Raw genomic sequence first — 16502 nt, 5'->3', positions numbered from 1 at the left:
GGGTCGCCAGCGCCTCGACACGGACCCGCGCACGAAAAGGCGCGGGAACGCCGGGACCGCACGCGGAATCCGGCGGCGGTTCCTCCTCAGGAACTCAGGCCGCCGCGGGGCGGGCGCGTCTTGGCGGGGTTCTCCGATCCACCTTCCAGCCGCTTCAGCAGGTCCTCCATGCGGCCGCTGAGCGGTTCGTGCAGCATGTCTTCCGAGCCGACCTTCACGCAGCGGCCGAGATGGCGCTGAAGATCGTAGGAGAGCTTTGGTGTATCAGTGGCCATCATTGTTGGAGCCTTGCGGATATTGGGGCGCATTCGATTCAAAAACGCCGTTGTCATGAGAACACGTCAGGCGCCCCTGAAGATCCACCATGCCCGAAAACATGGTTAACACATTCTTGCGTCGGTCGTGCATGCCGAAGCCGCCTCAACACACCTCCGGCACCTTTGGTTCCGGTGATCGCCGCAACCCTGCAATGCGCCGCACCGCGGTGATGCGCGCCAGCCGATATCCCGCCCGAACCCCGCCACCGGTCCCCCTCTCCCCTGGAGGGAGAGGGCCGGGGAGAGGGGGAACCTCCACCGCCTGCAGCCCTGTCCCCACCATCCCACCCACGCCGACCCGACCGCCCCCTCCCTCCCCCGTGGACAGGACGCCCGACCTTGCCTACGAAGGAGGCAGAATGGCGCCCGGACGTGACGGTACAGGGCGCGGCAGACAAGGCGACAGTCCCATGAAACGCTCCGAGATCAACGCCCACATCGCCCGCGCGGCGGCCGACTTCGCCCGCGTCGGCATCGCCCTGCCGCCCTTCGCCGCCTGGGGGCCGGCCGACTGGGCGGAGGCCGGCGAGGCCGTGCGCGATCTGGTGGAAACCGGCTGCGGCTGGGACGTGACGGACTTCGGCAGCGGCGACTTCGCCCGGCGTGGCCTCCTCCTCTTCACCGCCCGCAACGGCCGCCCGGATGGCGCCGGACGGTCCGGCAACCGGCCCTACGCGGAAAAGATCATGATCGCCCGCCGGGACCAGCTCACCCCCATGCACCGCCACGTGGAGAAGACCGAGGACATCATCTGCCGGGCGAGCCTCGATCCGGGCGCCACCCTCGGCATCAAGCTCTTCATGGCGGCGCCGGACGGCGGCATCGACACCGCGGCCGAAGTGACCGCCCATCTGGACGGCCGCGCGCACCGGCTCGCCCCCGGCACCGTGGTGAATCTCCCGCCCGGCGCCAGCGTCACCCTCTTCCCGGGCACCTTCCACGCCTTCTGGGGCGCGGACGGCGACGTGGTGATCGGCGAGGTGTCGTCCGTCAACGACGACGCCACCGACAACTATTTCGCCGAGCCGCTCGACCGCTTCTCCACCATTGAGGAGGACGCCCCCATCGTCCGCCCGCTCGTCAACGACCGCCGCCTGCCCTGACGCCCCCCCTTCGGAAAGTTCCGCCCTTGTCCCTCAGCCTCCCGGTCCGCAGCCCCTGGTTCTCCGTCGCGGCCGCCGCCCCCGGCGTCACGCGCATCACCGAACCGGGCGCGCACCGGCTGATGCGGGCGAACGTCTTCCTGATCGAGGGCCGCGACCGGGCCGTCCTCTTCGACAGCGGCCTCGGCGTCGCCGACCTTGCCGGCCTCGTCCGCGGCCTCACGGACAAGCCTCTCGTGGTGGTGGCGAGCCACACCCACCTGGACCACATCGGCGCCCACCACCAGTTCGCCGGCGCCGAGATCCTGGTCCATCCGGCCGAAGCCGACGCCCTCGCCCGGCCGGACCCGGCGGACAGCCTCTCCTTCGCCCAGTTCGGCGCCCCGGCCGTCGCCACCCTGGCGGCGCTCGGCTTCGACACCGGCGGCCCGCTCCTGGAGGCCGTCCCCGCCGAGGGCTTCGACGTGGCGGGCTTCCGGGCGACCGGCATCCGCCCGACCCGTCTCGTCGAGGGGGGCGACACCATCGACCTCGGCGACCGGGTCCTCACCGTCCTCCACCTGCCCGGCCACTCCCCCGGCGGCATCGGCCTTCTCGATCCGGCGGGCGACGCGCTCTTTGCCGGCGACGCCGTCTACGAGGGCACGCTGATCGACAGCCTGCCGGGCGGCAGCATCCCCGCTTACCGGACCACCATGGCCCGGCTGGCGGACCTTCCCGTCGCCGTCGTCCACGGCGGCCACAACGGCCCGTTCGGCCGCGACCGGCTGAAGGCCCTCGCCGCCGGCTATCTGGACAGCCGGCCCGGCTGACGCGCGCCGCCGCTCGGCGGTCCTCCCCTGCGCCGGGGCAACCTGGAGCGCTCCAAGGGTCGGCGGGACGACAGCCGGCGATCCGGGGCTTGGAGCGATCTCCGATCAAGGTGCATGATACCCGGCTCGGGACGGTACCGAGCCACCGGGGCCCACCGTCGGCGCACCGCTCCGGAGCCGGCGGCCCGTCACGACCGCCCGAGGAACCCGTCGATCAGCCGGCCGGTCTCGGTGTCGTCCATGTTCTCCGCCATCCGCCGGCCGGCGAGGTCGTAGGCGGCCGCAAGGCCGAGCCCCGCCTGGTCGCGCAGGAGCCGCTTGCCGAGCGCCACCGCCGCCGGCAGCTTGGCGGCGATCGCCCGCGCCGCCTCGTCCACGGCCGCGCCAAGCGTGTCGGCCGGCACCGCGGCGGACACGAGGCCGATCGCCGCCGCCCGCTCCGCCGCGATCAGCCGGCCGGTGAAGAGCAGGTCCGCCGCCTGCTTGGCGGTGACCGAGCGGGTCAGCGGCACCGACGGCGTCGCGCAGAAGAGCCCGAGGTTGATGCCGCTCACGCCGAATCTCGCGCCGTCGGCCGCATAGGCGAGGTCGCAGCTCGCCACCAGCTGGCAGCCGGCCGCCACGGCCGCCCCTTGCACCTTGGCGATCACCGGCACCCGAAGCGCCGGGATGCGCTGCATCATGGCCGAGCAGCGGGCGAACAACGCCTCCCGGGCGGCCCGGTCCGGCAGGTCGCGAACCTCGGCAAGGTCGTGGCCCGCCGAGAAGATCCGGCCGTTGGCAGCGATCACCACCACCCGCACGGCCGGGTCCGCGTCCACCGCCACGAGTGCGGCGTCAAGCGCCGCGATCATGGCGGCGGAGAGCACGTTCGCGCGCCCCGGCCGGTTCAGCGTCAGGGTGGCGATCCCGTCCGAAACGACGGTCTCCACGAACGGCGCGTCCGTCGGAACGGCCGAAGTCTCCGCCTTGGCGCCCATCCGGCTCATCCCTTCACCTGGTCGCGCAGCTTGAACTTCTGGATCTTGCCGGTGGAGGTGCGCGGCAGTTCGGCGAACACGATGTGGCGCGGCACCTTGTAGTGGGCGAGCTTCTCCCGGCACCAGGCGATCAGTTCCTCGGCGGTCGCCTCCGCCCCCGGCTTCAGCTCCACGAAGGCGCAGGGCGTCTCGCCCCACTTGTCGTCGGGCTTGGCCACCACGGCGGCGTTCGCCACGGCCGGGTGCTTGTAGAGCGCGTCCTCCACCTCGATGGACGAGATGTTCTCGCCGCCGGAGATGATGATGTCCTTGGAGCGATCCTTCAGCTGCAGATAGCCGTCCGGGTGCTTCACGCCGAGGTCGCCCGAATGGAACCAGCCGCCCCGGAAGGCCTCCGCGGTGGCGGCCCGGTTCTTCAGGTACCCCTTCATCACCACGTTGCCGCGGAACATCACCTCGCCGATGGTGGTGCCGTCCGCCGGCACCGGCTCCATGGTGTCCGGGTCCATCACGTCGAGCCCGTCAAGGAGCAGGTAGCGCACGCCCTGGCGGGCCTTGCGGGTCGCCCAGTCGCCGGCGGCGAGCGCGTCCCAGTCGCTGTTCCACTCGTTGACGACCGCCGGCCCGTAGGTCTCGGTCAGGCCGTAGAGGTGGGTCACCGAAAAGCCGGCCGCGTTCATGGCCGAAAGCACCGCCTCCGGCGGCGGCGCGGCGGCGGTAAGGAAGGTGACCGGCGCGGCGACCGCCCGCTTCTCCTCGTCCTTGGCGCCGAGGATGATGGACATGACGATGGGCGCCCCGGACATGTGCGTCACCCGGTGCTCGGCGATCGCCTCATAGATCGGCGCCGCCCGCACCTGGCGAAGGCACACATGGGTGCCCGCCACGGCCGACACCGACCAGGGGAAGCACCAGCCGTTGCAGTGGAACATGGGCAGGGTCCAGAGATAGACCGCATGCTTCGGCATGGCGCAGGTCACCACGTTGCCGAGCGCCAGAAGGTGGGCGCCCCGGTGGTGATAGACCACGCCCTTCGGGTTCGACGTGGTGCCGGAGGTGTAGTTGAGGCTGATGGCGTCCCACTCGTCGGCCGGGCCGTCGAAGCGGGCGTCCGGATCGCCTTCCGCCAGCAACGCCTCGTAGTCGAGGCTGCCGAGCCGGGCGCCGGTCTGCTGGAAGACCGGGTCGTCGTAGTCGACCACCAGCGGCTTCACCGTGGCGAGCGCCAGGGCCTCGGCCGCCACGGCCGCGAACTCCCGGTCGGTGATCAGCACCTTGGCCTCGCCGTGGTCGAGGATGAAGGCGAGCGTCGCCGCGTCGAGCCGGGTGTTGAGCGTGTTGAGCACCGCCCCGCACATCGGCACGCCGTAATGGCACTCGATCATGGCCGGCGTGTTGGCAAGAAGCACCGCCACCGTGTCGCCGCGCGACAGGCCGCGGCCGGCGAGCGCGGACGCCAGCCGGTGCGCGCGGGCGCGCAGGTCGCCATAGGTCTGCCGCATGGTCCCGTGGATCACCGCCACCCGGTCGGGCGCCACGTCGGCGGCCCGCTCCAGGAAGACCAGCGGGGTCAGCGGCTGGTGGTTGGCGGGGGTCTTGTCGAGGCCTTCGTCGAAGATCCGGCTCGCCATGGGCGTTCTCCCGAAAGGGTTCTTGTGCGGTTGCGGCGATTTGGTCCGCGGCCGTCCGCGAAGTCCAGACCGACCATGGACGGATCGACCCGAAACCATGCATCCGGCGCACCTCGGCCGGACGCCCGGGAGCGCTTGCGATCAAGCGCCCGCCATCAGGGCGCGGCTCTCCGTCTCCACCGCCCGCAAGCGGTCGTGCACCCGCCGCTTGGCCGCGTGGAAGGCTGCCACCCTCCCGCCGGCGGGCGTCACCGCCTCGGCGATCGCCGCCATCCGCTGGCCGGCCGTCGCCAGGTCCGGCGCAAGGCCGCCCGCCACCGCGCCCAGCATGGCGGCGCCGAGCAGCACCGGTTCGGCGGTCGCCGGCACGGAGACCGAAAGCCCGGTGGCGTCGGCGAGGATCTGGCGGACGAGCGGCGAACGGGCCGCCCCGCCGCTCACCACCAGGGTGCGCGCCGGCACCCCGGCGCGGGCGAGCGCCTCCAGCACCTCCGCCGCCGCATAGCCGAGACCGCAGAGGCCGGCGAGATAGAGCCGCTCCAGGCTCTCCTCGTCGGTGTCGAGGCCGAGCCCGGCCACCACCGCGCGGGCGTCCGGGTCCGCATGGGGCGAGCGGTTGCCGAGGAAGTCGGGCAGCACGTGGAGGTCCCGCGCCCGGAAGGCGGTCTCCGCCAGGGCGGGGCCGCCGAGCGGCCCGGCCGCCGCCACGACCCGCTTCTCCAGGAGCGCCACCGGGTCGAGCCCCGCCGCCGCCGCGGCCGCCGCCACGGCAGGAAAGGCCGGATGCAGGCGGACCAGGTGGTCGATGGCGGCGCCCGCCGCCGACTGTCCCCCCTCGTTCAGCCAGGCGCCCGGCCCGAGCGCCCCCGCATAGGGTCCCCAGACCCCGTCGACGAAGCGCGCCTCCTCGGTGGAGGCCATCACACAAGCGGAGGTGCCCATGATGTAGGCGACCCGTCCGTCCTCCCGCGCCCCGCCCAGCGATCCGACGGCGCCCGCGTGGGCGTCGATCAGGGAGGCGGCCACCGGCGTGCCGGGCCGGAGCCCGAGGTCCGCGGCGGCCGCCTCGGTAAGCCCGCGCCCGAGGGGGGTGCCGGGCGGCACGATGGTGCGGCCGATCCGGGCGTGGTCGTCGGCGACGAGGTCGGCGAGGCCGATCGCCCGGAAGAAGCCGTCGTCCCAGCGGCCCTCGTGGGCGAGATAGGTCCACTTGCAGGTGACCGTGCAGACCGACCGCTCCAGGCTGCCGGTCGCCCGAAAGGTGAGGAAGTCGGCAAGATCGAAGAAGTGGCCGGCCGCCCGGAAGGTCTCCGGCAGGTGCGTCTTCAGCCAGCGCAGCTTGGGCGTCTGCATCTCCGGCGAGATGGCCCCGCCCACATAGCGCAGCACCGCGTGGTCGCCGGCGTTGATCGCCTTCGCCTCCGCCACCGCCCGATGGTCCATCCAGACGATCACGTCCCGCTCCGGGTCGCCCTCCGGGCCGACCGGCAGGGAGCGGCCGTCCGGGCCCAGCACCACCAGGGAGCAGGTGGCGTCGAAGCCGATCCCGCGCACCGCGGCCGGATCGCCGCCCGCCTCCTGCAGCGCCCGGCGGACCGCGTCGGCGCACGCCGCCCAGATGTCGGCGGAGGACTGCTCCACCCGGTCGCCGGATCCATGCCAGATCTTGATCGGATGCTTGGCCGCGCCCTTCAGCCGTCCGTTGCCGTCGAACACGCCAGCCCGGGCGCTGCCCGTGCCGACATCGATCCCGATGGTGAGATCGCCCATGGGTCTCCTCCCGTCCTCGCCCGGCGTTGCCCGCCGCGTCTGGGATCGACGCTAGTGCATCTTTTGCGGCAGGGGAAAGGCTTCGTCGGACCGAGGGTCGCGCCACGCCGGACGCGGAGACGACGCGGCGCGTGTTCGACCGACGACGCGCGCCTACAGGGTGGCGGCAACACCCATCCAGGGTTGCGTTCCGGTGCGGATCATGGGGGTCGCTCGGCCGCTAGGCGACCGGTTAGAATGCCAAGCGGTCACCGGGCCGCTACAGGCACGACAACATGGGCTACAAGGACGCTACGTAGGCAGCCGCGGCCGAACCCGTCGGGATCCGGTAAGTGCCTCGCGGCACACGGTCATTTCGCCTACCGAGACGGGACGCGCCGACGCGGCATGGAGGACGACAGTCCCCGCTACAATGGCGACATCCACCGCTCCATTGGCGACATCTTGTCCCCGTTCGTCTATTCGGCGGGGGTGCCGGCGGCGCGCGGCGCCGGGCGGCCGAGGTCCGGGGCCGGCGGGCCGGCCAGCCGGATCGGCGCCGGATCCACCTCCATGGCCTCCACCATCCGGTCGTAGGTCGGGTGCGCGGTGCCGAGCAGCCGGTCCCAGACCGAGAAGTAATTGGCGAAGTTGTACTTGAACTCGCTGTGGTGCAGGTCGTGATAGGTCGCGCAGAGCAGCGGCCAAGGATAGCGCGCCGTTTTCGACGCGAAATACTCGAACCCGGCGTGGCCGAACGTGCCGTTCACATGGTCGAAGACCCGGTGCGCGATCAGGATCTGCGGCGGGAACGGCAGGATGATGGGCACGACCGCGTAGAAACCTTGGCAGATCGCCGTGTCCACAAGGCCGATCGAGTCGCTGCTCCACACCGTGGGCGCCACGCTGCGATGGTGCAGCAGGTGGTACTTGTAGAAGAGCTTGGTATGCAGCAGCCGATGCCCGAAGTAGAACCAGGCATCGAACAGCACCATGCACAAGACGAACAGCGGCACCGCCGTCCACCAGGTCAGCGGCCAGACCTGGAACAGCGTCCAGCCCTTGGAGACCGCGAAGATGCCGATCGATAGCGACGCCGCCGTGACGGCGATCGACTTCAGGCTGTGACGGATCTCCTCGCGGATTCTCTTGTCGCCCCGACGGTTCTTCTGGATCCGCCGCTCCGGATTGCGGCGATTCACATGGTCGATAGCCCCGCACACGAGGAAGTATCCGGCCACATTGACCGCATAGACGGCCCCGTAGAGCGCCGCGAATTCCGCCAGGGTCCAGGCCAGCATGGTCATGCAAACGTCCGCATCCGTTCAGCGCCGGACCCGGCCCGACGCCCCTTTTCCGCGCCGCACCCTAGCACCGACCGGGCGGCGAAACCAAGGCGCCGCTCAGGCGGGAAGCGCCGGCAGCAGGCGCTTCGATCCGGCCGCCCGCTCGAACGCCATGCCGACGGAAAGGATCCCCGCCTCGTCGAACGGCCGGCCGACGAGTTGCATCCCGATCGGCAGATTTCCGTGCGATCGGCCGATCGGCACCGACAGGCCCGGCAATCCCAGGTAGGAGATCGGGCGTGTGAACCGGGCCATCACCGCCACCATCCGGGGCACCGCCGCCCCGCCCGCCGGGTCGCCATCCATCTCCGCGCTGGTCGGCGGCACGAAGGGCAGCACCGGCAGCATGACCACGTCGCAGCGCCCGAAGACCTCCTCCACGATCCGCCCGACCAGCACCGTCCGCATCTGGATGGCCCTTAGGTAGAGCGCCGCCGGAACCGTCAGGCCCTGCCGCAGCCGCGCCCGCACCTGGTCGCCGTAGTCCTCCGGCCGCGTGCTCAGCCAGTCCATATGGATGGCCGCCGCCTCCGTCATGGCGACCACGTTGGAAAGTTCGCCGAGCGCCATCGGATCCGGCATCTCAACGGAAACCACAGTTGCACCAAGGCCTTCCAGGATGCGCCGGGCGTCCGCGTGGGCGCTGGCGGTGAGCCCGTCGAAGTCCGCGCCGGTCCAGTCCGAGAGGCCGATCCGAACGCCGTCGAGCCGGCTTCGGACCTTCGGTACCGTCACCGGACGGGTGCTGGCGGTCGGGTCCTTGGGGTCGGCGCCTGCGATCACCCCGTAGAGCAGCGCCACATCCTCCACGGTCGGCGCCATGGGGCCGACGCAGTCCTGCGAGAAGGAGAGCGGCATCACCCCGTGCCGGCTCACCCGCCCCTGCGTCGGCTTCAGGCCGGCGATGCCGCAGATGGCCGAGGGCAGCCGGATCGACCCGCCCGTGTCCGAGCCGAGCGCCCCGTAGGCGAGCCCCGCCGCCACCGCCGCCCCCGACCCGCTGGACGACCCGCCGGTGACCACCGCCGGGTCCCACGGATTGCACGCCCGCCCGTGATGGGCGTTGAGCCCGGTCGGCCCGAGCGCGAATTCCGACATGTTGAGGCGGCCGAGATGGAGCGCGCCGGCGGCTTCCAGGCGGGCCATCACGGTGGCGGTCTCGGTCGCCACATGGCCGGCGCGGATGCGCGAACCGCAGCCGGTGACGACCCCGGCGCGGTCGTACATGTCCTTGTGCGCCAACGGAATTCCGGCGAGCGGGCCGATCGGCTGCCCGGCCGCCCGCGCCGCGTCCGCGGCCTTCGCGGCGGCAAGCGCCGTCTCCGCCTCCACGGCCACGAAGGCGTTGACCACCCCGTTCCAGGCCGCGATCCGATCGAGAAGGGCGGAGGTCAGCTCCACCGACGACACGGTGCGGTCGCGGAGCGCCGTGGCGACTTCGGTGAGGGTCCAGGAGGCGACGTCGTTCATCGGCCCGCCTCCCCGCCGGCGTCGGATCCGGCCAACCGGTCCAGAGCGGCCGGATAGGAGGACGGCTCCAGCGTGAACAGCGAACCCGGATCGATCGCCGGCCGGTCGAGGAGCGTCGCCGCCCGCTCCAGCTGCGCCGCCATGATGGCCGCATCCGCGTCGCCGCCACCGGACATCCGGTCGATGAGAGCGCCCCAGGCGCGTGTCACGCTGTCGTCCATGCGATTGGTATCCTTGAGGAAAGAGGCTCAGGAGAAGCTCTGCGGCTGGCGCTTGCGCACCAGTTGGCTGAGCGCCACGGCGATCACCAGCCCGCCGCCGTAAAAGAGGTTCTGCACGAAGGTGTCGACGCCGAGGATGGTGAGCCCGGTGATGCCGGAGACCAGGAAATAGACCGCCACGAACGAGCCCCATGGGTTGAACCGGCCCGGCACGATGCTGGTGGCACCGAGAAAGGCGGCGGCGAACGCCGGCAGCAAGTAGGTGAGGCCCGACAAGGGGTCGGCCGAACCGGTCATGCCGGCGTAGAGGATGCCGGCGAAGGACGACGTCACACCGGCCGCCACGAAGCTGAGGAGCCGCACGTGGTCGACCGCGATGCCGGAGAGGCGCGCGACGTCGCGCCCCCGCCCGACAAAGAGAAGCCGCCGGCCCGGCGAGGTGAACTCCATGAAGTACCAAAGCGCCGCACAGAGGATCAGCGCATAGTAGAAGGAGAGCGAGATGCCGCCGATCCGATAGACGATCACCCAGTTGACGAGATCCATGGACACGCCGCCGATCGTCTGGGAGCCGGAGATCCACAGCACGACCCCGTTGATGAAGGTGCCGGTTCCCAGGGTGACGATCAGCGAGTGGATGCGGAAATAGAGGACGAAGACGCCGTTGACGACGCCGATCAGCGCTCCGGTCAGCACCACGACCACCAGCGTGTGGACGAGCGGCCAGCCGTTGAGGGCGTTCAGCACCGCCACCATCATGGCGGAGAGCACCATGGTGGAGGCGACCGAAAGATCGAAGTCGCCGGCGGTCAGCGGGATGAGAAGGCCGAGCGTCAGCACCACCAGGATGGCCTGGGAGGAGAACATGGTGGAGAAGTTGATCCAGGTCAGGTAGGCGTCCGGATTGATCGCGCCGAACAGCACGATCACGCCGGCCCAGGCCCCGAGGAGGCCGAAGCGTTCGGCGAAGGCCTTGATCGAAAAGCCGGAACCGTCGGCGGCGGGCGGGGGCGACGCGGTCTCCACGGCGGTCATCAGGCGGCCTCCTCGGCGGGCTGGGCGCTGCGGTAGCAGGCCTCGACGATGCGATCCTTGGTGACGTCCGCGCCCGCGAGCGTCTCCACCACCCGCCCCTTGGCGAACACCAGCACCCGGTGCGCCACCTGGGCGAGCTGCTCCGCGTCGGTGCTGGCAAGAAGGATGGCCGTGCCGGCCTTGGAGGCGGCGTCGAGCGCGGCGAAGATCTGCTGGCGGGCGCCGACGTCGACGCCTTGCGTCGGTTCGTCCAGCGCCAGGAGTGCCGGTGCCGTCTGCAGCCACTTGGCGAGGAGCACCTTCTGCTGGTTTCCTCCCGACAAGGCCTCCAGCGGCAGCGCCGGCCGGTTCGGCCGCACCTCGTGCGCCGTGCCGAGCGCCGCCGCGCTCCGGGCCATGGCGCCTCGGTCGAGGCCGAGAAAACGCCGGAAGCCGGGCAGCACCGGCAAGGTGATGTTGTCGGTGATCGAGAGGCTGCCGACCCCGGCCGCGCCCAGCCGGTCCGCCGGCAGGAGCGCGACTCCCGCCGCGAGCGCCCGGCGCGGATCCGCCCCGGCGAGCGGCAGGGTGCGCCCCTTCAGCGTCACACGGCCGGCGGTGGCGCCGCCGGCACCGGCTACCAGATAGGGGACGTCGGAGAAGCCGGAGCCGATCAGGCCGGCCAGCCCGACGATCTCGCCTGGTCCGATCGCAAGATCGAGATGCGCGACGCCGCCGCCGGCCAACCCCTCGATGCGCACGGCCGGCGGCGCCGGGGCGCCCGTATCGGCCGCCGGCTTGGCCACCTGATAGGCGCGCACCTTGCGGCCGATGATGAGGTCGACGAGCTCCTGGCGCGGCGTGGTGGCGGTGTCCACCGTGCCGGCGAGGCGGCCGTCGCGGAGGATGGTGGCGCGGCTGGTGATCTCGCGCACCTCGTCAATGTCGTGCGAGACGAAGACCACGCTCGCCCCCGCCGCCACGATGCCCCGCACCAGGGCAAAGAGCGTGTCGACGCCGGCCTTGGGCAGGAAGGGCGTCGGCTCGTCCAGCACCAGGAGACCGCCGCCGCGCTCGGTCTGGGTGCGGCGGACGTCCTCGAAGGCGCGCACGATGGCGAGCAGGGCCCGCTCCACCTGGCTGAGGCGCGCTACCTCGGCCCGCGGGTCGATGGCGAGATTGAAGCGCGCGAAGGTCTCCTCGGCCGCCCGGGCCTCCTTGCGCCAGTCGATCCGCCAGCGCCGCTCGGCGGCGAAGTCGCCGATGCGGAGGTTTTCAAGGACGCTCAGCGACGGCACGAGGCCGAGATGCTGGTGCACGAAGGCAAGGCCCTGGCGCTTCGCCTCCGCGGCGGGCAGCGGCAGCGGCACGGCGTCGCCGAACAGGCGCAGCGTCCCGCCGGGGTCGGGCACGTGGTAGCCGGCCAGGATCTTGATGAGGGTCGACTTGCCCGACCCGTTGGTGCCGAGGAGGCCGTGGACCTCGCCGAAACCGACCGTGAAGTCGACCCCGTCGAGGGCCCTCGCCCCGCCGAAGGTCTTGCCGAGGTTGGTCGCCACGAGAGCGGCGGCCCGGCGCGGCGCGCCCGCCGGGACGGCCGGGCCGGGCGCGTCCATCACTCGATGCCCCACAAGGCCTTGAACCCGGCGATATGGCTGTCGCCGTAGCCGTCGTTGAAGGTCGCCGGCACGCCGGCGGTGGCGGCATTCTCCGCGTCGAAGATGTAGAGGGGCGAGTTGAGGTTTTCGACCGGCGGCAGGCCGCAGAGCGCGCGCATGTTCACGTCGATCGCCGCATAGCCGACCCAGCCGAGGCTCTCGCCGATGTTCATGTCCACCTCGCCGGTGCGGACCATGTCGATCACGAAGGGCGTGCCGTTGTAGCTGGCGATCTTCACGAGGCCGGCCCGGCCGGTGAGGCGAAGCGCCGGCACAACGAATTGGGACATGCTGTCGTAGATCGGCAGGATGAAGTTGATGCCCGGGTCGGCCACCAGGGCGGACTGCACGCTGGACTGGATCTTGGTGCCCCACTCCGGCACCGGCACGTTCACGTACTTCTGCTTGCAGTCCGGGCAGAGCGCCGCCAGCGTCTCCTGGATGCTCTTCACGAACGGGGCGGTCGGAATGATCTCGTCGGAGCCGATGATGACGACGTTCGGCTTACCTTCCGTCTTCTTGAAGGCCCAGGCGGCGAGAATCTTGCCCGCCTGACTGTAGTTGGTGCGCGCCGAAGCATCGAGACTGTCGGACTTCTCCTGGGTCACGTCGTAGAGATGCGTGGTGGTGACCTTGATGCCTTTTTCGCGGGCGGCGGCGATCTGCGGCATGAGCGCTTCCGGCGGAATGCCGCCCTGCAGGTCGATCAGCGCATAACCGTCGGCGGTCGCCTGGGCCATGCCCTGGATCCACTGGTCGACCTTCAACTGGTTGTCCCAGTTGGTGAGCGGGAAGCCGACGGTGGCGGCCGCCTCCTCCATGGCCTTGGAGACCTGCACGTTAAAGGGGTTCGTCATCGTCAGCGGAATGACGAACATCTTCTTGTCCTTCATGCACGCCCGGGCGTCGAACGCCTCGCCCGGCGCCGTGAAGGCCGGCATGGCCTTGTGGGCCGCGATGATGGCCTCCGCGTCCTCCATCGGGCCCGCCAGCGAGGGCGCGGCGAAGGGCAGCGCGGAGAAGGCGGCGAAAAGCGCCCGGGTGAAGAGGCTTCGGAGGGGAAGACGCACGAGGATTTGGCGCATGGGTTCCAGTTCCCGGTCCACGGATGAAGGATTGCCCCGCCCCCGTGGGACCGCGCGAACCGCGCCACCGGGTCGATCCACCAGCCGGTCGCAAACCTTGTGCCAATGTCCGGACATGGCATTCCGGCGGAACTTGCTCAGGTTCGTACAAGGTCCGGTGAGCCGCGACGGTCCGACGCCGTCTGAAGGGCGTGTGATTGGGCAATCCGCCTAGGCAAATGCCTTCCGAAAACATCGGTCTTCGCCGAGCCGACCACCCGGGACGGACGATTCCCGAGGGGGGCGGATAGTCAGTTTCGACCTACCCACAAGGAGAGAGAGGCCGTACCCTGTTTACTTGTATTATTCTATATTCAATATGTTTTTGACCGATGGATGGTCCTTCAATACAGTCCTCATCGAATTGAATACAAATCATTTCATGGTGCTGTTCGCATGCCATTCAAACCCGTGACTGACGCCGTGGTCGCGGCTCCGGTCACGCGCCGAACCGGACTTCGGAGATGGGCGCCGAACCCTTGAGCGTCCGGTCTTTGACGAGACCCGGCGCATGCGGGCGTTTCCGGTCGACTGGTTCGCGGCCTGCGGAACGGTCAAGTCGGCCTCGCGAAGCGGGCGTTTGCGCAGCCGGCGTTCAGGTGCGACGGCGCTCCGACCGGCCAACGGGCAGCAGTACACCCGCCCTCGTCTCCCTCGAGGGCTCATTCGCGGGACGGTGCAACCGATGCTGACAACGCCTCGCCTGTCGACGACCTCGACCGACGCCCCCCCGCCGCGCCCGCTGCCAAGGCTATCGCCCCAACACGGCATCGGCGAACTCGTCAGGCGCGCCCGCCGTCACTGGCTGGCCATGGTCCTGGTGTTCAGCGGCACGATGGCGCTCGGCGTGGCGCTCACGCTCCAATCCGTCCCGCGCTACACCGCGTCCGTCGCCGTGATGATCGACGCCCGCAAGGTGGGCCTGACGGCGCTGAGCGCGCTGGAAGGGTCCCTCGCGTTCGACACGGGCGCCGTCGACAGTCAGGTTCAGCTCCTGCAGTCCGACGCGATCGCGGACGGCGTCGGCCGCCGGCTCGATCTCCACAATCAGACCACCTTCCTCAACGAACCCAAGTCGCTCGTCGGCCGTGCCGTGGCGAAGCTGGCATCCATGATCGAGCCGCCGGACCGGATCGAGGACTATCCGGACAGCGTCCGGCGCGAATACGTGGTGCGGCTGCTGCAGTTGGGGCTGTCGGTGCGCCGGGTCGGCCGGACCTACGTGCTGGCGATCGAGTTCACCCACCACGATCCGGCGACGGCGAGCCTGGTGGCGAACGCCTATGCGGACGTCTATCTGACCGACCAGCTGGAATCAAAGTTCGACGCGGCCCGCCGCGCCTCGGCCTGGATGGACGAGCGGCTTCGCGACATCCGCACCAAGGCGATCGCGGCGGACGATGCCGTGCAGCGCTACCGGGCCGAGAACAACCTGACCTTCGCGTCCGGACAGCTGGTATCCGAGCGCGCCCTCACGGACATCAACGTGCAGCTGAGCTCGGCACGGGGAGCCCTGGCCGACGCGGAGGCCCGCTATGCGCGGCTGCAGAAGCTCGTCTCGGAGCGCCAACTGTCCGGCGCCATGTCCGGAGAGCTCGACAGCTCGGTCGTGGCCGACCTGCGGAGCCGGTTCCTGGCGGCCCAGAAGCGTCTGTCGGAACTGGAGCAGAGGCTGGCACCCGGCCACGACCAGATCGCCCTCGCCCGCGACCAGGTCACCCAGTACGAGAAGCTCATCTTCAGCGAACTCAAACGATCGCTGGAAGCTTATCGGAGCGACGTGGAAATCAGCCGCGACCGGGTCCAGCGGCTGGAGCGGGAATCGGCCCTGCAGGTGGCCGGCAACGCCGACGACGGAAAGGCCCTCGCCAAGCTGAATTCGCTGATGCAGGAGGCGAGCACCTACAACGCGCTCTACGCGAGCTTTCTCCAGCGCTACCAGGAGACGGCCGAGCAGGAGACCTTCCCGGTCGGCGACGCGCGGATCATCTCGCCCGCCACCACGCCGATCCGGCCGTCGAGCCCGAACATTCCAAGGGCCGGGGTGATCACGATCGTGCTCGCGTCCCTTCTGGCCGGTGCCACCGTCGTGCTGCTGGAGTTCCGGGAGCGCGGCTACCGGACCCGCGAGCAGATCCAGGACGACCTCGGCACCGCGCTCATCGCCTATCTGCCGGACGTCGCCTCCGGGCGCGGCGGGCGCCGTCGGATCTTCGGCCTGAAGGCGGCCGGGAGCCCGATGAACCTGACCGTGGAGCAGCCGCTCTCCCGCTTTGCCGAGGGGATCCGCGCGATCCAGATCACCGCGGAACGCAACCGCCCCACCGGTCGCGCCCATGTGATCGGCGTGGTGTCCATCCTGGCCGGCGAGGGCAAGTCGACCGTGTCGAAGAATGTCGCCTCGCACATGGCGCGGATCGGCAAGCCGACCCTCCTGATCGACGCAGATGCCCGGCATCCGACCTTGACCCGGTTCTTCACCGACCACCCGGGGGCGCTCGATCCGGCCGACCTTGGCATCCAGCCGGCCGGTTTCCTCGCCGGCGTCGAACCCACCACGGGCCTCGCCTTCGTGGGTCGTCCCGCTGCGGACGACGACGCGGCGGGGCGGCAAGGCGACGGACCGTCCGCCCTGCCGGACATCGTTGCGCGCGCGGGCAACCGCTACGGCACCATCGTGGTCGATTTTCCGCCCCTTGCCCTCCTTCACGACGCCGTCGAGCACGCGGGCCTCGTGGATGTGTTCGTCATCGTGGTCGAGTGGGGCATGACCCCGCGCCGGGTGATCCGCGAGATCCTCGGCGCCTATCCGGAGATCACGGCCAAGGTCGAGGGCATCGTCCTCAACAAATGCGCCCTGCAGTCGCTCTCGCTCTATGGATCCGACGCCAGCGCCTATTCCTACACCAAGGAGGCGGCCCGCTATTACAAGCCCATCGCCTGACGAGCCCGCACCCCCGCGGGGCTCGCCCGATCGATGGTTCCCCGATCGATGGTTCGCCGATCACCGGTTCAAGGAGCTGTTCATTTTCATGCGATCGATCCTGGTGCCCCCGCTTCACGGCCGTCGCCAAGCC

Annotated in this window: 13 protein-coding genes; 3 read left to right on the top strand and 10 right to left on the bottom strand. The window is 70.3% G+C overall.

What is annotated here, in order from left to right; genetic code table 11:
* Window positions 1-86: 86 nt before the first annotated feature.
* Entirely contained in the window at window positions 87-278 is a 192-nt protein-coding gene (locus BUQ68_RS02195) for a hypothetical protein (protein WP_075214271.1), read from the bottom strand.
* A 449-nt stretch (window positions 279-727) separates the two neighbouring features.
* Here BUQ68_RS02195 and BUQ68_RS02190 point away from each other — a divergent pair, with 449 nt between their 5' ends.
* Together BUQ68_RS02190 and BUQ68_RS02185 are read left to right on the top strand one after the other, a co-directional pair.
* A complete protein-coding gene (locus tag BUQ68_RS02190) occupies window positions 728-1420 on the top strand; it encodes a D-lyxose/D-mannose family sugar isomerase (protein ID WP_075214270.1) in 693 nt (230 codons plus the stop codon).
* Between the two features lie 26 nt (window positions 1421-1446).
* Window positions 1447-2232: an MBL fold metallo-hydrolase gene (locus tag BUQ68_RS02185; RefSeq protein WP_075214269.1), complete on the top strand. Its 786-nt coding sequence runs from the start codon at window positions 1447-1449 to the stop codon at window positions 2230-2232.
* 188 nt (window positions 2233-2420) lie between these two features.
* Here BUQ68_RS02185 and BUQ68_RS02180 read toward each other — a convergent pair whose 3' ends face one another.
* From BUQ68_RS02180 to BUQ68_RS02140, 9 genes are all read right to left on the bottom strand, one after another.
* Window positions 2421-3221, bottom strand: a complete 801-nt coding sequence (locus BUQ68_RS02180) for an enoyl-CoA hydratase-related protein (RefSeq protein ID WP_245293131.1) — start codon at window positions 3219-3221, stop codon at window positions 2421-2423.
* Complete coding sequence (locus BUQ68_RS02175; RefSeq protein WP_075214268.1) at window positions 3218-4843, bottom strand: acyl-CoA synthetase; 1626 nt, start codon at window positions 4841-4843, stop codon at window positions 3218-3220. The genes BUQ68_RS02180 and BUQ68_RS02175 overlap by 4 nt, the downstream gene beginning before the upstream one ends.
* Before the next feature lie 141 nt (window positions 4844-4984).
* The gene (locus BUQ68_RS02170) at window positions 4985-6613 is read right to left on the bottom strand and encodes an FGGY-family carbohydrate kinase (protein ID WP_075214267.1); all 1629 of its coding nucleotides are present in this window, start codon (window positions 6611-6613) and stop codon (window positions 4985-4987) included.
* Window positions 6614-7071: 458 nt separating this feature from the next.
* Complete coding sequence (locus BUQ68_RS02165; protein ID WP_075214266.1) at window positions 7072-7899, bottom strand: sterol desaturase family protein; 828 nt, start codon at window positions 7897-7899, stop codon at window positions 7072-7074.
* Window positions 7900-7995: 96 nt separating this feature from the next.
* Entirely contained in the window at window positions 7996-9408 is a 1413-nt protein-coding gene (locus tag BUQ68_RS02160; protein ID WP_075214265.1) for an amidase, read from the bottom strand.
* Window positions 9405-9629: a hypothetical protein gene (locus BUQ68_RS02155; RefSeq protein ID WP_075214264.1), complete on the bottom strand. Its 225-nt coding sequence runs from the start codon at window positions 9627-9629 to the stop codon at window positions 9405-9407. The genes BUQ68_RS02160 and BUQ68_RS02155 overlap by 4 nt, the downstream gene beginning before the upstream one ends.
* Window positions 9630-9656: 27 nt before the next feature.
* Window positions 9657-10664: an ABC transporter permease gene (locus tag BUQ68_RS02150; protein ID WP_075214263.1), complete on the bottom strand. Its 1008-nt coding sequence runs from the start codon at window positions 10662-10664 to the stop codon at window positions 9657-9659.
* Window positions 10664-12259: a sugar ABC transporter ATP-binding protein gene (locus tag BUQ68_RS02145; protein ID WP_083656115.1), complete on the bottom strand. Its 1596-nt coding sequence runs from the start codon at window positions 12257-12259 to the stop codon at window positions 10664-10666. Before BUQ68_RS02145 ends, BUQ68_RS02150 begins: the two co-directional genes overlap by 1 nt.
* Window positions 12259-13386: a sugar ABC transporter substrate-binding protein gene (locus BUQ68_RS02140; RefSeq protein WP_075214262.1), complete on the bottom strand. Its 1128-nt coding sequence runs from the start codon at window positions 13384-13386 to the stop codon at window positions 12259-12261. Before BUQ68_RS02140 ends, BUQ68_RS02145 begins: the two co-directional genes overlap by 1 nt.
* Window positions 13387-14110: 724 nt before the next feature.
* Here BUQ68_RS02140 and BUQ68_RS02135 point away from each other — a divergent pair.
* On the top strand, window positions 14111-16369 hold the full coding sequence (locus BUQ68_RS02135; RefSeq protein ID WP_075214261.1) for a GumC family protein: 2259 nt from the start codon (window positions 14111-14113) through the stop codon (window positions 16367-16369).
* The last annotated feature ends 133 nt before the right edge of the window (window positions 16370-16502 follow it).

This window comes from Mongoliimonas terrestris (assembly GCF_001927285.1).
Lineage (GTDB): Bacteria > Pseudomonadota > Alphaproteobacteria > Rhizobiales > Pleomorphomonadaceae > Chthonobacter > Chthonobacter terrestris.
This window is presented reverse-complemented; position numbering and strand designations above follow the sequence as displayed.

Excerpts from the sequence above, each read along its gene's own strand:
- BUQ68_RS02180 (WP_245293131.1), bottom strand. The coding sequence starts at position 3,221 with ATGAGCCGGATGGGCGCCAAGGCGGAGACTTCGGCCGTTCCGACGGAC.
- BUQ68_RS02155 (WP_075214264.1), bottom strand. The coding sequence starts at position 9,629 with ATGGACGACAGCGTGACACGCGCCTGGGGCGCTCTCATCGACCGGATG.
- BUQ68_RS02145 (WP_083656115.1), bottom strand. The coding sequence starts at position 12,259 with ATGGACGCGCCCGGCCCGGCCGTCCCGGCGGGCGCGCCGCGCCGGGCC.
- BUQ68_RS02150 (WP_075214263.1), bottom strand. The coding sequence starts at position 10,664 with ATGACCGCCGTGGAGACCGCGTCGCCCCCGCCCGCCGCCGACGGTTCC.
- BUQ68_RS02165 (WP_075214266.1), bottom strand. The coding sequence starts at position 7,899 with ATGACCATGCTGGCCTGGACCCTGGCGGAATTCGCGGCGCTCTACGGG.
- BUQ68_RS02190 (WP_075214270.1), top strand. The coding sequence starts at position 728 with ATGAAACGCTCCGAGATCAACGCCCACATCGCCCGCGCGGCGGCCGAC.
- BUQ68_RS02175 (WP_075214268.1), bottom strand. The coding sequence starts at position 4,843 with ATGGCGAGCCGGATCTTCGACGAAGGCCTCGACAAGACCCCCGCCAAC.
- BUQ68_RS02140 (WP_075214262.1), bottom strand. The coding sequence starts at position 13,386 with ATGCGCCAAATCCTCGTGCGTCTTCCCCTCCGAAGCCTCTTCACCCGG.
- BUQ68_RS02195 (WP_075214271.1), bottom strand. The coding sequence starts at position 278 with ATGATGGCCACTGATACACCAAAGCTCTCCTACGATCTTCAGCGCCAT.
- BUQ68_RS02135 (WP_075214261.1), top strand. The coding sequence starts at position 14,111 with ATGCTGACAACGCCTCGCCTGTCGACGACCTCGACCGACGCCCCCCCG.
- BUQ68_RS02170 (WP_075214267.1), bottom strand. The coding sequence starts at position 6,613 with ATGGGCGATCTCACCATCGGGATCGATGTCGGCACGGGCAGCGCCCGG.
- BUQ68_RS02160 (WP_075214265.1), bottom strand. The coding sequence starts at position 9,408 with ATGAACGACGTCGCCTCCTGGACCCTCACCGAAGTCGCCACGGCGCTC.